Raw genomic sequence first — 13,384 nt, forward strand, 5'->3', positions numbered from 1 at the left:
GGCACCGCCCTCGCGGCGTCAGTCGGCGGGGCGCAGCTCGCGCACGCGCTCGTCGGACGGCAGGCAATCGGCGCCGTCCTCGTAGGTCCAGTCCACCATGACGCCCCCGCCGTCCCTGAGCGCGGTCGTGCCGACCCAGGCCCCGTGCGTCGCCTGGTTGTCGATCTCGCGGTAGGTGATCTCGCCGGCGGGCACGGCGACGGTCAGCCCCTCGAAGGCCTCGCGGATCGCCGCGCTCTCGGTCGAGCCCGCCGTCTCGATCGCCGCGGCGACCGACAGCGCCGTCGCGTAGCCGACGTTCGAGCCGTTCTTCGGCGTCTCGTCCCAGCGCGCCTCGTAGGCCGACACGAACTCCGCGCCCGCGCCGTCCTCGAAATCGTACCAGGGATAGCCGGTGACCACCCAGCCCTCGGGCGCCTCGGCGCCGAGCGGCTCGAGATATTCGGGCTCGCCCGAGAGGAGCCCGTAGACCTGCCGGTCCTCGAAGAGGCCGCGGGTCTCGCCCTCGCGCACGAACTTCGCGAGATCCGTGCCGAAGGTGACGTTGTAGATCGCGTCGGGCTTGGCGCGCTCCAGCGCCTGCACCTCGGCGCCCGCGTCGATGTCGAAGAGCGGCGGCCATTGCTCGGCGACGAACTCCACGTCGGGCTTGAGCTCGGTCAGCACCTCCTTGAACGCCGCGACCGCATCCTTGCCGTAGGCGTAGTTGGGGGCGATCGTCGCGTAGGTCACGGCGTCCGTCCCGGCCGCGGCCTCGGCCAGCATCGCCGCCTGCATGTAGGTGGACGGCCGCAGCCGGAAGGTCCAGGCGTTGCCCTGGCCCCAGGTCAGCGCGTCGGCGAGCGGCTCCGAGGCGAGGTAGACGAATTCCCGCCGCGCCGCGAGCGAGGAGATCGCGAGGCCCACGTTCGACAGGATCGAGCCGGTGATCATCACCGTGCCCTCGCGCCGCATCAGCTCCTCGGCGATCTTGATGGCCTCGCCGGGCTCGCCCTGATCGTCGCGGAAGACAAACTCGAGCGGCCGCCCGAGCACGCCGCCCGCCTCGTTGATCTCCTCGACCGCCATCTCGATGCCCCGGCGGTAGGGTTCGGCGAAGGCCGGCATGCGCGTGAAGTGGTTGATCTCGCCGATCTTGATCGGCTCCCCCTCCTGCGCGGCGGCGGGCAGTGACGCCAGAACGGCGGCGGCGAGCGTCGGGAACAGGGCTCGGGGCATGTCGGTCCTCCTCAAGGGGATGCTGGGCCCGCTTGTCGTGTCTTGCGCGCCGTTTGCCAAGCCCGCCGTTGCGGCCGGCGGCTATTCCGCGGCGATGCCGTCGGTGAACTGCAGCCGCGCGAGCCGCGCATAGAGCCCGCCCTCGGCGACCAGCGCGTCGTGCCCGCCGGTCGCGACGATGCGCCCGTCCTCCATCACCACGATCCGGTCCGCCTTCTTCACGGTGGCGAGCCGATGCGCGACGATCAGCGTGGTGCGGCTGCGCGAGAGCTCGTCCACCGCCGCCTGCACCGCCCGCTCGCTCTCGGCATCGAGCGCCGAGGTCGCCTCGTCGAGGAGCAGCACCGGCGCGTCCCGCAGGATCGCCCGTGCGATCGCAATGCGCTGTTTCTGCCCGCCCGACAGCATCACGCCCCGCTCGCCGAGCCAGGTGTCGTAGCCCTCGGGCAGCCGCGCGATGAAGTCGTGCGCCGCCGCCGCGCGCGCCGCCGCCTCGATCTCGGCCTCGTCCGCATCGGGGCGCCCGAACCGGATGTTGTCCCGCGCCGAGGCGGCGAAGATCACCGGGTCCTGCGGCACGAGCGCGAGGTGGCGGCGGAACTCCCGCCGCGCGAGCCGGTCGAGCGGCACGCCGTCGAGCATCACCCGCCCCTCGTCCGGATCGTAGAAGCGCTGGAGGAGCTGGATGAGCGTCGACTTGCCCGCCCCCGAGGGCCCGACGATGGCGACGGTCTCTCCGGGCTTCACGTCGAGATCCACGTGGTCGAGCGCGGCGATCCCCGGCCGCGAGGGGTAGGAGAACGACACGTCCTCGAACCGCACCGCGCCGCGCACCGGCTCGGGGAGCGTCTCGGGGCTCTCGGGATCGGTGATCGCGTCCTCGGCGTCGAGCAGCTCGACCAGCCGCTCGGTAGCGCCGGCGGCGCGCTGAAGCTCGCCGAAGATCTCCGACAGGGCCGCGACCGCGCCCGCGACCATCACCGAGTAGATCAGGAACTGCACCAGCGCGCCCACGGTCATCTCTCCGGCGCGCACGTCCCACGCGCCCATCCAGAGCACGCCGACGATGCCGGTGAAGACGAGGAAGATCACGATCGCCGTCAGGATCGCCCGCGTGAAGATCCGCCGCCGCGTCGCATCGAAGCTCTTTTCCGTCACGCTCGCGAACCCGGCCTTCGAGATCGCCTCGTGGGTGTAGCTCTGCACCGTCTGCACCGCGAGCAGCGCCTCGGAGGCCGATCCCGAGGAGGCCGCGATCCAGTCCTGGCTCTCGCGGCTGAGACTGCGCAGCCGCCGCCCGAGCACGAGGATCGGCACCACCACCGCCGGCACGATCAGCAGCACCATCGCGGTCAGCTTCCACGAGGTCGCGATCATCAGGCCGATGCCGCCCACCAGCAGCAGCGCGTTGCGCAGCGCGATCGAGATCGACGAGCCGATGACCGACAGGATCAACGTGGTGTCGGTGGTGATCCGGCTCAGCACCTCGCCGGTCATGACCTTCTCATAGAACACTGGCGACAGGCCGATCACCCGGTCGAACACCGCCTTGCGGATATCCGCGACCACCCGCTCGCCCAGCCGCGTCACCAGCGCGTAGCGCAGCGCCGTGCCGAGCGCGAGCAGGCCCGCGATGCCGAGCGCGGCGAGGAAGTACTGGTCGAGCAGCGCTGCATCCGGCCCCTCGAAATTGTCCACCACGCGGCGCACCGCCAGCGGCAGCACCAGCGACACCGCGGCGGTCAGCACCAGCGAGGCGAGCGCGGCGGCGAGAAGCGCCCGATAGGGATCGAGAAACGGCCAGAGCCGCGCCAGCATGCCCAGCTTGCGCGACTTCGCCCGCTCGTCCTGCGCGCCCGCATGCGCGGTATCTCGAGCCATGCGCCCCTCCGTTCCAGATGCGAACCCGTTCTGCCATTCTGAGAGCCGGGGTCAAGCGGCGCGAGGCCGCAGGGGGATGCGAAGGCGTGTCAGGGGGGGAAGATCTGGAGCGGGCAGCGGGAATCGAACCCGCACCAAGAGCTTGGAAGGCTCGTGTGATACCATTTCACCATGCCCGCTCGGTAGGCCATGGCTTAGGCGATGCGGCGAGTAGGGTCAAGCGGGTGGCGTCCTTCGTCCGGCCTCAATTCGGCCCGAAACCGGCATTACCAGACAGGCCCCATAACGCCCGGGTTTTCGTGTCACCAGTGAGGCTCGCACCATGTCCCGTCTGATCAAGGCCGCCCCCCTTCTCGCCGCCGCGCTCGCCGCGCCGGCGTTCGCCGCCGAGCACGAGGTCATCATCGTGCGGGGCGGCTACTTCCCCGAAACCATCTATGCCGCGCCCGGAGACACCATCCGCTTCGTCAACGCGGGCGGCGCCACCGCCACGATCGCCGCGACCGACGGCAGCTGGGCGAGCGATCTCATCGATGTCGACGCCACCGCCACGATCCCGGTCGTCGAGGGCATGACCAAGGCCTATTCCCGCCCCGCGTCTCAATCCACGAGCGGCGAGGCCGCGGTCGGCTACATCGAATGGGAGGTCCCGGTCCCCTCGGGCGACGCCGGCTGACCCGCGCGCCTAACCCGGGGCGCGCGCCTCGAAGGAGAGCAATCCCTCCGGCGCGGACCGCATCAGCCGCGCCGCGCCCTTTCCCGCCTCGCCGAGCCAGAGCGCCCAGTCCTCCCGCTCCAGCACCACGGGCATCCGGCTGTGCAGCTCCGCCATCGCCCCCGCCGCCGCCGTCGTGACGATGGCACAGGTGCTGAGCCGCTCGCCCTCCCGCTCCCAGACCTGCCAGATCCCCGCCATCACCAGCGGTTCCGCATCCGCGCGGGTGATGAGGTAGGGCTGCTTGGCGCCGTCCTCGTAGGTTTTCCATTCGTAGAACCCCGAGGACGGGATCAGGCACCGCCGCGCCCGCGCCGCCTCGCGAAAGGCGGGCTTCTCGGCCACCGTCTCGGCCCGCGCGTTGATCAGCAGCGGCCAGTCCTTCGCGGTCTTGTACCAATGCGGCAGGAAGCCCCAGCGCATCCCCTCGAGCCGCCGCGTCCCGGTCTCGTCCGTCCGCACCGCAAAGACGGATTGCGTCGGCCGCACGTTCAGATTCGGCACCTCAGGCAGATCGTTCGCCGGCACCGCGGCGAAGAGCTGCGCCATCGCCTCGGGCGGCAGGGTCACCGAAAAGCGTCCGCACATGCGCGCGTCCCTCCCTCAGCGCCGGCGCAGCAGGCCCGAGAGCAGCATCAGCCCCCAGGGTGCCAGCGCCGCCTCGATCCGCCCCCAATGCGACGCGGCGGCGATCGGATCGAGGCGGACTGTGGCCGAGATCTCGGCGACGCTCCGACGCCCGTCGATGGCGCCGAGAAGCGGCGCGGCCCCCTTCGGCAGGCTCAGCTCCCGCGTCTCGGAGCCAAGCCGCAGCGGCAGCGGCTTGCCCGCCGCGACCGCCCGCGCCGCCGCATCCGCCTTCAGCCCCCGCAGATGCGGCACGAGCTTCGTGTCACGCACCGACGCCTTCGGCACCTCGGCCCCTTCCGGCACTGCGTAGGCGATATGGGTCTTGATCGTGCCCCGCAGCTTCTCCGCCGCCGCCATCCGCGCCCGCTCAGGCAGGTCCGCCCCGTGCGGCGTCAGCGCCCCGAGATCGTAGAGCCCCGGCATCGCGAACCGCGCCAGCTGCCAGCCCGTCGCATCGAACGTCTCGAGCAGCTCGGTCACGCTGTAAGGCCGGTCCTGCCCGTGCAGCAGAAGGTCGTAGAACCCGGCATCCGAGGCCGCATGATCGACGAGGTTCGGATTGCTCCGGAACGGATGGCCCTGCGGCACCCCTCCCATGATCCCCTTCGCTGCGTTCAGCCGCTCCTCGGGCGGCAGCCCGCCCAGTATCGCGCCGAACGCCTCCTGCAGCGGATAGACCCCCGAGCGCCCGTAAGGCGCGTAGACCATCATCCCCATCCCGCCACCTGGCGCGAGCGCGGCGCGCAGCGCGCGGAACCCCGCCTCGGGATCGTCCAGATGGTGCAGCACGCCGCAGCAATCGATGTAGTCGAAGGGCCCGTGCTCCCCGGCCTCGAGCAGCGATCCGGTGCGGAACGTGATGTCGAGCCCCCGCACCCGCGCCCGCTCCTCCGCGACCCTGCGGGCCGAGGCCGAGAGGTCGAGATAGGTGATCTCCGCCGGCGCCCCCGCGCTCTTCAGCACCTGCGCCAGCTGGATCAGCCCGTCCCCGGTGCCGCCCCCCGCGACGAGCGCGCGCAGCGGCCTCGACCAGTCGCGCGCGCCGCCCCAGAGCGCGTGGTCCATCTCCAGCGGATGCGAGGGAGAGCCGGTGATCAGACGCCTGCGCTCCTCGGAAGGGTCGCGCTCGGGATAGGGATAGGCGTCGTAATGCTCGGCGAGGGTGACCATCGAGGGGGGCTCCGGTTCGTTCGAGCCCCGTGATAGCCGCTTAGACCGTATAGGCAAAGGCGGGCGCTCTCGCGCCCGCCCGGCCCCGTCACTCGACGCTGATGCGGTCTTCGGTGAAGGGCTCGTAGGGGCTGTTCGCGGAGAGGTACTCCGCCGTCACATCCGCGAGATCCGGCCCGAAATCGTAGGCGTCCTCGGCATCCACGAACATCGCGTAACCGTCGCCGCCGTTGCGGACGTAGTTGTTCGACACGACGCCGTACATCTTCTCGGGATCGAGAGCCTCCTCGCCGATCATGATGTCCGACACGCGGCTGCCCACCTCGGCGGCGCTGTCGACCGCAAAGGACATGCCCGCCACCTGCGGGAAGCGGCCGCCGGCCTCCTCCATCTGGCTGACGCCGTTCTCGAGCGCCTCCTTGATCACGGACCCGGACACCCGGAAGGTCGAGAGCGTGTTCTGGAACGGCAGCACCGTCAGCACCTCGCCCATGGTGACCTCGCCCTCGTCGATCGAGGCGCGCAGGCCGCCGCCATTGGTGATGGCGACCTCGATGCCCTGATCCTTCACGCGGTCGAGCATCGCGTCGGTGACGAGGTTGCCCATCTCGCACTCGCCCGCCCGGCAGGTCTCTCGCGCGCCGTCGATGGGCGCCGAGGACTCGGCGATGACCGTCGACCGGAGCTCTTCAAGCGGTTCGGCGAGCTCGGCAACGCGGGCCTTCGCCTCCTCGTCCTCTTCCACCGAGGCATCGAGCAGGATCGGCGCGCCGCCCGCATCGGTCACGTTGCCCTCGTCGTCGAAGGTCAGGGTGATCTTCCCCAGATACTTGCCGTAGGCATAGGCGGTGTAGATCGGCACCTCGCCCACGGTGGCGGGATAGGAGTCCGCCGCACCCTCCATGTCGCCGAGCAGCGTGTGGCTGTGGCCGCCGATCACGACGTCCGCGCCGCTCACCTCCTCGGCGAGCCGCTGGTCCTGCTTGAAGCCCACATGGGTCAGGAGGACGATCTTGTCGACGCCCTGCTCGCTCAGGCTGTCGATCTCGGCCTGCGCCGCCTCGACGATCGGCGAGAACACCACGTTCTGGCCCGGCGACGAGGTCTCGGGCGTGTCCTCGGCGAGGACCGACACGACGCCGATGCGCGCGCCGCTCTCGGTCTCGATCACCGCGGAGCTTCCCACCCGGTCCGCGAGCACGTTGCTCCTGCTCACGTCGATATTGGCCGAGAGCACGGGGAACTCGACGCCGTCGAGGAATTCGGCCAGCCCCTCGGGCCCGTTGTCGAACTCGTGGTTGCCGACGGCCATGGCGTCGTAATCGAGCCCGGACATGAATTCCGCGGCGAGCGCGCCGCCGTATTCGGTGAAGAACAGCGAACCCTGGAACCAGTCACCCGCATCGAGCAGCAGAACGTCCGTCTCCGCCTCCGCGCGCGCGGCCTCGACCGCCGTCACCAGCCGCGCGATCCCGCCGAAGCATTCGCCCGCCGCGTTGTCCTCCTCCGAACAGGTCGAATCGTAGGCCGAGATCGGCTCGAACCGGTCATGGAAATCGTTCGTGTGCAGGATGGTGAGCTCGTAATCGGCCTGCGCCGCCCCGGCGCAGAGTGCGAGCGCGGCGGTGCCTGCCCAAAGACGATGTGACATGGAGGACCTCTCTGTCGGATGATGTTCTTCTGCGGCGATGCTGCCGCGCGGCAGGGCCCTTGTCAAAGTCCTGTGACATGGCCGACCCTGCGTCACCCCCGCCCGCTTGACCGGGCATCGCGCGCGCGGCATGAGCGGTGCCATGACGCTCATCTACAAGATCTTCCGCGCCGGTGAATGGCAGGCCCTCGAACGGGACGGCGAAACCACCGGCGCGCCGGTGGACCTCGCCGACGGCTACATCCACTTCTCGACCGCCGAGACCGCCCCCGGCACCGCCGAAAAGCATTTCGCGGGCGAGGACGGCCTGATCCTCGCCGCGCTCGATGCGGACACGCTCGGCGACGCCCTGAAATGGGAGCCCTCGCGCGGCGGCGCGCTCTTCCCACACCTATACCGCCCCCTGCGGCGCGAAGAGGTGCTCTGGGCCAAGCCCCTGCCCCTCCGCGGCGGCGCCCACGATTTCGGCGACCTGCTGTGAGCCTCGCCGAACGCGCCGGCCTCGCGCTCCTGCACCGGATGGAGCCCGAGCGCGCCCACGGGCTCGCGCTCCGGGCGCTGCAAGCGGGTCTCGTGCCGCAGCCGGGCCTCGTCACCGGCGAGCGCCTGAAATGCCAGGTCGCGGGCCTGAGACTGCACAACCCCGTCGGCCTCGCCGCCGGCTTCGACAAGAACGCGGTCGCGATGGCGCCGCTCGCGCGCTGCGGCTTCGGCTTTCTCGAGGTCGGCGCGGCGACGCCCCGCCCGCAGCCCGGCAATCCCGCGCCGCGGCTCTTCCGCCTGACCGAGGACCGCGCGGCGATCAACCGCTTCGGCTTCAACAACGACGGGATGGAGGCGATCGCCGCCCGGCTCGAGGCCCGCCCCCGGGACGCGGTGATCGGCCTCAACCTCGGCGCCAACAAGGACAGCGCCGACCGCGCGGGCGATTTCGCCGCGGTACTGGCCCGCTGCGGCGCCCATCTCGACTTCGCGACGGTGAACGTCTCGTCCCCCAACACCGAGCGCCTGCGCGATCTGCAGGGCAAGGACGCGCTCGCCGCGCTTCTCGGCGGGGTGCTCGAGGCGAGGGACGCCCTGACTTCCCGCCCCGCGATCTTCCTCAAGATCGCCCCCGACCTCGACGAGAACGGCCTCCGGGACGTGGCCGAGGTCGCCCTCGCCTCCGGCATCGACGGGGTGATCGCCACGAACACCACGCTCTCCCGCGACGGGCTGCGCTCTCCGCATGCGGGGGAAACCGGCGGCCTCTCCGGCGCGCCGCTCTTCGACCGCTCGACCCGCATCCTCGCGCGGCTTTCGCAGCTCACGGGAGGAAAGCTCCCGCTGATCGGCGTCGGCGGCGTCGGCTCCGCCGATCAGGCGTATGAGAAGATCCGCGCGGGCGCCTCCGCGGTGCAGCTCTACACCGCCCTCGTCTACGAGGGACCGGGCCTCGCCGCCCGCATCGCGCGGGATCTCGACACGCGGCTCGCATCGGAAGGATTCGCCTCCGTCGCCGAAGCGGTCGGCACCGGCCGCTCCGCCTGGCTCTGACCCGGGCACGGCCGGCGGACACAGCCCGGCAAGGCACGGCGCATCGCGGCAATGTCGCGCCGACCGCGTTGCCACGGGGTCGCCCCGCGCGTCACCCGAGGCGCGGGAACGGCCAACGTCGCAGGCGCCCCCGGCGCGGCCCGCCCCGCTCAGAGCTTCGGCACGACCTCGGCGCCCCGAGCGCCCCGCACGAAGGCCTCGATCTTCGCGGCATCCTTCAGCCCCGGCTCCGCCTCGACGCCCGAGGAGACGTCCACCTGCCGCGCCCCGGTCATCTCGACCGCCCGCGCCACATTGTCCGGCGTCAGCCCCCCCGCCAGCATCCATGGCACCGGCACCCGCCGCCCCGCGATCAGCCGCCAGTCGAAGGCGAGCCCGTTGCCGCCCGGCAGCTCCGCCCCCTTCGGGGCCTTGGCGTCGAGCAGCAGCTGATCCGCCACCCGGCCGTAGAGCGCGATCCGGCCGACATCCTCCTCGGACGCGATCCCCAGGGCCTTCATCACCGGCAGCCCGGTGCGCGCCCGCACCTCCGCCACCCGCTCCGGGCTCTCGCTGCCGTGCAGCTGCACCATGTCGAGCGGCACCTCCGCCATCACGGCGTCGAGCAGCGCATCCTCCGGATCGACCATCAGCCCGACCTTCGCGAGCCCGACCGGCGCCTCCAGCGCCAGCGCCCGCGCCGCCACGACGCTCACCGCCCGGGGCGAGCGCGGGAAGAAGACGAACCCGCCATAGGCCGCGCCCGCCCGCCCCGCGGCGGCGACGTCCTCGGCCCGCGTCAGGCCGCAGATCTTAACCCGCACGTCCATGGCGCACGCTCCCGTCTTCTTCTTGGCAGAAATACTCCGGGGTCCGGGGCAGCGCCCCGGTCCGCGTCAGGCCTTCTGGCCGCGCGGCTGGTCGAGGATGGCGAGCACCTCGTCCTTGCCCTGGTCGCGCTCGGCGCGGGTGCGCTTGAGCTCCCGCTCGAGGCGCCTGGCCTCCGCCTCGCGCCGGGCCGCGGCCGAGCGGTGCTTGTGCTCGCGCAGCCATTCCCAGACGAAGCCGATCAGCAGCCCCGCCACGATCCCGATGAAGATGACCAGAAACAGCGGCAGTGAGACGCCGTACTGCACCCCGAAGAGCGTCGCGACGTCCGGCGGCAGCAGCTGCAGCGTCACCATCGACCGGTTCGCCAGCGCCACGCAGACGAGGATGGCTGCCAGGATCGCGAGGAAAGCGTATCGGATGTAGCGCATGGGGAGGTCAGGCCTTTCCGTTCAGACGGTCGCGTAGCAGTTTGCCGGTCTTGAAGAAAGGCACGTGTTTCTCGTCGACGTCAACCGACTCGCCGGTCCGGGGGTTGCGGCCCACCCTTGCGTCCCGCTTCTTGACCGAGAAGGCGCCGAAGCCGCGCAGCTCGACCCGGTCGCCCCGGGCCATCGCCGAGACGATCTCCTCGAAGATCGTGTTCACGATCCGCTCCACGTCGCGCTGGTAGAGATGCGGGTTCTCATCCGCGATCTTCTGGATCAGTTCCGACCTGATCATGGTCACGTATCCCCCTGAAGCCCTTGGCCCACCCACCGGTTCTGACAGGGCACTATAGGGGGTGAGCATGCATTCGAAAACCGAAACGATTCCGAAAAATGCTTCATTCGGCGCCACTTCGCCGGATTTTGCGGGGGCGTTGCGGATCGGGTCACGATTCCGGCGACCGCGCGGCGCGCTCCCACACGTTCAGGATGCGGGAGCGCCCCACTCGATTCGAGACGCAAAAAGGCCCCGGCCGTTCCCGGCCGGGGCCCCTGCGCCGCGGGCACGTGGCCCGGAGCGCTTACTCGTCGTCGCGGTTCAGCGCCGCGCCGAGGATGTCGCCGAGCGATGCGCCCGAGTCGGAGGAGCCGTACTGCTCGACCGCTTCCTTCTCTTCGGCGATCTCGCGGGCCTTGATCGAGAGGCCCAGGCGACGCGTCTTCATGTCGACGTTGGTCACGCGCACGTCGATCTTGTCGCCGACCGAGAAGCGCTCGGGGCGCTGCTCCGCACGGTCACGCGACAGGTCGGAGCGGCGGATGAAGGACTTCATGCCCTCGTATTCCACCTCGATGCCGCCGTCCTCGATCGCGGTGACCTCGCAGGTCACGATCGAGCCGCGCTTGATGCCGCCGGCCGCCTCGGCGAACTTGTCGCCGCCCAGCGCCTTGATGGAGAGCGAGATGCGCTCCTTCTCGACGTCGGTGTCCTGAACCACGGCCTGGACGACGTCGCCCTTGCGGTAGTTCTGGATGGCGTCCTCGCCACGCTCGTCCCAGGAAAGGTCCGAAAGGTGGACCATGCCGTCGATGTCGCCTTCGAGGCCGACGAACAGACCGAACTCGGTGATGTTCTTGACCTCGCCCTCGACCTCGGTTCCCGGCGGGAACTGCTCGTCGAAGACTTCCCACGGGTTGCGCTGGGTCTGCTTGAGACCGAGCGACACGCGGCGCTTGGCCTGATCGATCTCGAGCACCATGACCTCGACCTCCTGGGAGGTGGAGACGATCTTGCCCGGATGCACGTTCTTCTTGGTCCAGCTCATCTCGGAGACGTGGACAAGACCCTCGACCCCCGGTTCCAGCTCCACGAAGGCGCCGTAATCGGTGATGTTGGTGACGCGGCCGGTATGCACGGAGGCCAGCGGGTACTTCGCCGCCACCAGATCCCACGGATCTTCCTGCAGCTGCTTCATGCCGAGGCTGATGCGGTGCGTCTCGCGGTTGATCTTGATGACCTGAACCTTGACCGTCTCGCCGATCGCGAGGATCTCGGACGGGTGGTTCACGCGGCGCCACGCCATGTCGGTCACGTGCAGCAGGCCGTCGACGCCGCCGAGATCGACGAACGCGCCGTACTCGGTGATGTTCTTGACCACGCCGTCGACCGCCTGGCCCTCTTCGAGGTTGGCGATGACTTCGGCGCGCTGCTCGGCGCGGCTCTCCTCGAGGATCGCACGGCGCGAGACCACGATGTTGCCGCGGCGGCGGTCCATCTTGAGGATCTGGAACGGCTGCTTGAGGCCCATGAGCGGGCCTGCGTCACGCACGGGGCGCACGTCGACCTGGGAGCCGGGCAGGAACGCCACGGCGCCGCCGAGATCGACGGTGAAGCCGCCCTTGACGCGGCCGAAGATCGCGCCCTCGACGCGGGCGTCCTCGCCGTAGGCCTTCTCGAGACGGTCCCAGGCTTCCTCGCGGCGTGCCATGTCGCGGCTGATGACGGCCTCGCCGCGGGCATTCTCTGCCGCGCGGAGGTAGACCTCCACCTCGTCGCCGACGGTGATGCCGGAATCTTCGCCGGGATTCGCGAATTCCTTGAGATCGACGCGGCCTTCCATCTTGTAGCCGACATCGATGATGGCCTGGCCCGCCTCGATGGCGATGACCTTGCCCTTGACGACACTGCCCTCGTTGGGCGTGTCCATTTCGAGGCTTTCGTTAAGGAGGGCCTCGAAGTCCTCCATGGATGCGTTCTGAGCCATGTAGCTTACGTGTTTCCTTTGACGTCGTTATGCTGGCCGGGTGGTTGTCTCCACCGGTCTTGGGTTGGTCGGGGGCGATGCGCAAAACAAAGAGGGCCGGTGGTTCCGACCCTGCTCGATCCCTGTCCTGCGGCGTTTTCGCTCTGGTGACGCCGCGCGGTATACGTCCAACGCGACGTTAACGCAAGTCCGCCGGCACTGGCCGCGCCGCCCCGTCCGCGCGCCGCGCCACTCCGACCCTGCCGTCACGCGCCGCGGGTGTCCGCCCGTCGCCGCGGCATGGCGCCTCCGTCCCGCGGGATGCGCATCGAGACCGGCGACATCTTGCGAACGTTTCCCCGCGACGTCCCGTCGGACCGCCGCGACCGGCGTGCCCGTCCCGGCGATCCCGGCGCCCCGTGCGGCGACGGCTTCGCGCACGGCCCGCGCTAGCGATACCATTCGGTACGAAACTCCCCGGACTTCTTGCGTTTCGTACAATCCCCTCGGGGACAGCCCTGTCGGCCATAAAAAGGGCGGACCCGAGAGGATCCGCCCGAAAACCCGGAACAGGTCCGTGTGAGGCTCGGATCAGCCCGCGTCTTCGCTCTGCATTTCCTGCAGGCGCTGGGCGATCTTCTGGTTCAGTTCCTCGTCCATGGACGCGGCGCGGTTGATCGCCATATAATCCTCGAACGACAGCCCCTCGGTCTCCTCGATGGCGGCGCGCATCTCGGTGTTCGCCTCCTCGATGATCTCCTTCTGCTGGGCCTCATCCTCGACGCCCTGCAGCTGCGATGCGTATTGGTCACGGATTTCAGTGACTTCCATGACAGCCGACGCGAACGCCTCGATCTGCTCGTCCTCGAAGACCGGCGTCTGCTGGTCGCTCTGCGCGGTCGTCTCGTCGCCGGTCGCCGGTGCGGACTGCTCGCTCTGCTGCATCTCGTCCTGCGACTGCGTCTCGGTCTGCATGTCGCCTGTGGAGCTCTCCTGAGCGGCGACGAAGGATGCCGGAACGGCTGCGATGGCGGCGGCCAGGGTGGCGGCGGTGATCTTGCGCGTCGGGAACATGGCTGCTCCTTTCCAGTCTGTGGATGCCGGT

Annotated in this window: 13 protein-coding genes and 1 tRNA gene; 3 read left to right on the forward strand and 11 right to left on the reverse strand. The window is 69.9% G+C overall.

Translation table 11 applies throughout. From position 1 onward, the window contains the following. Positions 1-18 precede the first annotated feature (18 nt). The 3 genes from OCH239_RS13835 to OCH239_RS13845 all read right to left on the reverse strand — a co-directional run bounded on the left by OCH239_RS13835 (position 19) and on the right by OCH239_RS13845 (position 3,278). The gene (locus OCH239_RS13835; protein WP_037263802.1) at positions 19-1,218 is read right to left on the reverse strand and encodes an ABC transporter substrate-binding protein; all 1,200 of its coding nucleotides are present in this window, start codon (positions 1,216-1,218) and stop codon (positions 19-21) included. A gap of 81 nt (positions 1,219-1,299) precedes the next feature. Beyond that, positions 1,300-3,099 carry an ABC transporter transmembrane domain-containing protein gene (locus tag OCH239_RS13840; RefSeq protein WP_037263804.1) on the reverse strand — a complete coding sequence of 600 codons (1,800 nt, stop codon included), beginning with the start codon at positions 3,097-3,099 and terminating at the stop codon, positions 1,300-1,302. A 105-nt stretch (positions 3,100-3,204) separates the two neighbouring features. Next, positions 3,205-3,278 (reverse strand) — tRNA-Gly (locus tag OCH239_RS13845). Between the two features lie 143 nt (positions 3,279-3,421). On the opposite strand from OCH239_RS13845, the gene OCH239_RS13850 reads away from it, so the two are divergent. Continuing rightward, the gene (locus tag OCH239_RS13850) at positions 3,422-3,775 is read left to right on the forward strand and encodes a hypothetical protein (protein WP_051489479.1); all 354 of its coding nucleotides are present in this window, start codon (positions 3,422-3,424) and stop codon (positions 3,773-3,775) included. Positions 3,776-3,784: 9 nt separating this feature from the next. On the opposite strand, the gene OCH239_RS13855 is transcribed toward OCH239_RS13850, so the two are convergent. The 3 genes from OCH239_RS13855 to OCH239_RS13865 all read right to left on the reverse strand — a co-directional run bounded on the left by OCH239_RS13855 (position 3,785) and on the right by OCH239_RS13865 (position 7,265). Continuing rightward, positions 3,785-4,402, reverse strand: a complete 618-nt coding sequence (locus tag OCH239_RS13855) for an SOS response-associated peptidase (protein ID WP_037263806.1) — start codon at positions 4,400-4,402, stop codon at positions 3,785-3,787. Between the two features lie 15 nt (positions 4,403-4,417). Next, complete coding sequence (locus tag OCH239_RS13860) at positions 4,418-5,614, reverse strand: class I SAM-dependent methyltransferase (protein ID WP_037263808.1); 1,197 nt, start codon at positions 5,612-5,614, stop codon at positions 4,418-4,420. Positions 5,615-5,702: 88 nt separating this feature from the next. After that, the gene (locus tag OCH239_RS13865) at positions 5,703-7,265 is read right to left on the reverse strand and encodes a bifunctional metallophosphatase/5'-nucleotidase (protein ID WP_037263809.1); all 1,563 of its coding nucleotides are present in this window, start codon (positions 7,263-7,265) and stop codon (positions 5,703-5,705) included. A 142-nt stretch (positions 7,266-7,407) separates the two neighbouring features. Between OCH239_RS13865 and OCH239_RS13870 the strand changes: the two genes are divergently transcribed. Then, a complete protein-coding gene (locus tag OCH239_RS13870; RefSeq protein ID WP_051489480.1) occupies positions 7,408-7,746 on the forward strand; it encodes a DUF952 domain-containing protein in 339 nt (112 codons plus the stop codon). Beyond that, the gene (locus tag OCH239_RS13875) at positions 7,743-8,801 is read left to right on the forward strand and encodes a quinone-dependent dihydroorotate dehydrogenase (RefSeq protein ID WP_037263812.1); all 1,059 of its coding nucleotides are present in this window, start codon (positions 7,743-7,745) and stop codon (positions 8,799-8,801) included. The genes OCH239_RS13870 and OCH239_RS13875 overlap by 4 nt, the downstream gene beginning before the upstream one ends. A gap of 149 nt (positions 8,802-8,950) precedes the next feature. Here the strand turns inward: OCH239_RS13875 and OCH239_RS13880 are convergent, their stop codons facing one another. The 5 genes from OCH239_RS13880 to OCH239_RS21720 form a co-directional block, all read right to left on the reverse strand. After that, positions 8,951-9,610 (reverse strand): phosphoribosylanthranilate isomerase, encoded by a 660-nt coding sequence (locus OCH239_RS13880; RefSeq protein WP_037263815.1) that lies wholly within the window; start codon positions 9,608-9,610, stop codon positions 8,951-8,953. Between the two features lie 66 nt (positions 9,611-9,676). Further along, positions 9,677-10,039 carry a lipopolysaccharide assembly protein LapA domain-containing protein gene (locus OCH239_RS13885; RefSeq protein ID WP_037263818.1) on the reverse strand — a complete coding sequence of 121 codons (363 nt, stop codon included), beginning with the start codon at positions 10,037-10,039 and terminating at the stop codon, positions 9,677-9,679. 7 nt (positions 10,040-10,046) lie between these two features. Beyond that, positions 10,047-10,331 (reverse strand): integration host factor subunit beta, encoded by a 285-nt coding sequence (gene ihfB / locus OCH239_RS13890; protein ID WP_037263821.1) that lies wholly within the window; start codon positions 10,329-10,331, stop codon positions 10,047-10,049. A gap of 286 nt (positions 10,332-10,617) precedes the next feature. Continuing rightward, positions 10,618-12,300, reverse strand: a complete 1,683-nt coding sequence (gene rpsA, locus OCH239_RS13895) for a 30S ribosomal protein S1 (RefSeq protein ID WP_037263823.1) — start codon at positions 12,298-12,300, stop codon at positions 10,618-10,620. Between the two features lie 570 nt (positions 12,301-12,870). Beyond that, positions 12,871-13,353, reverse strand: coding sequence for a DUF4168 domain-containing protein (locus OCH239_RS21720; RefSeq protein WP_051489481.1), 483 nt, complete (start codon positions 13,351-13,353; stop codon positions 12,871-12,873). Positions 13,354-13,384: the final 31 nt, after the last annotated feature.

This window comes from Roseivivax halodurans JCM 10272, from assembly GCF_000521785.1.
GTDB lineage: Bacteria > Pseudomonadota > Alphaproteobacteria > Rhodobacterales > Rhodobacteraceae > Roseivivax > Roseivivax halodurans.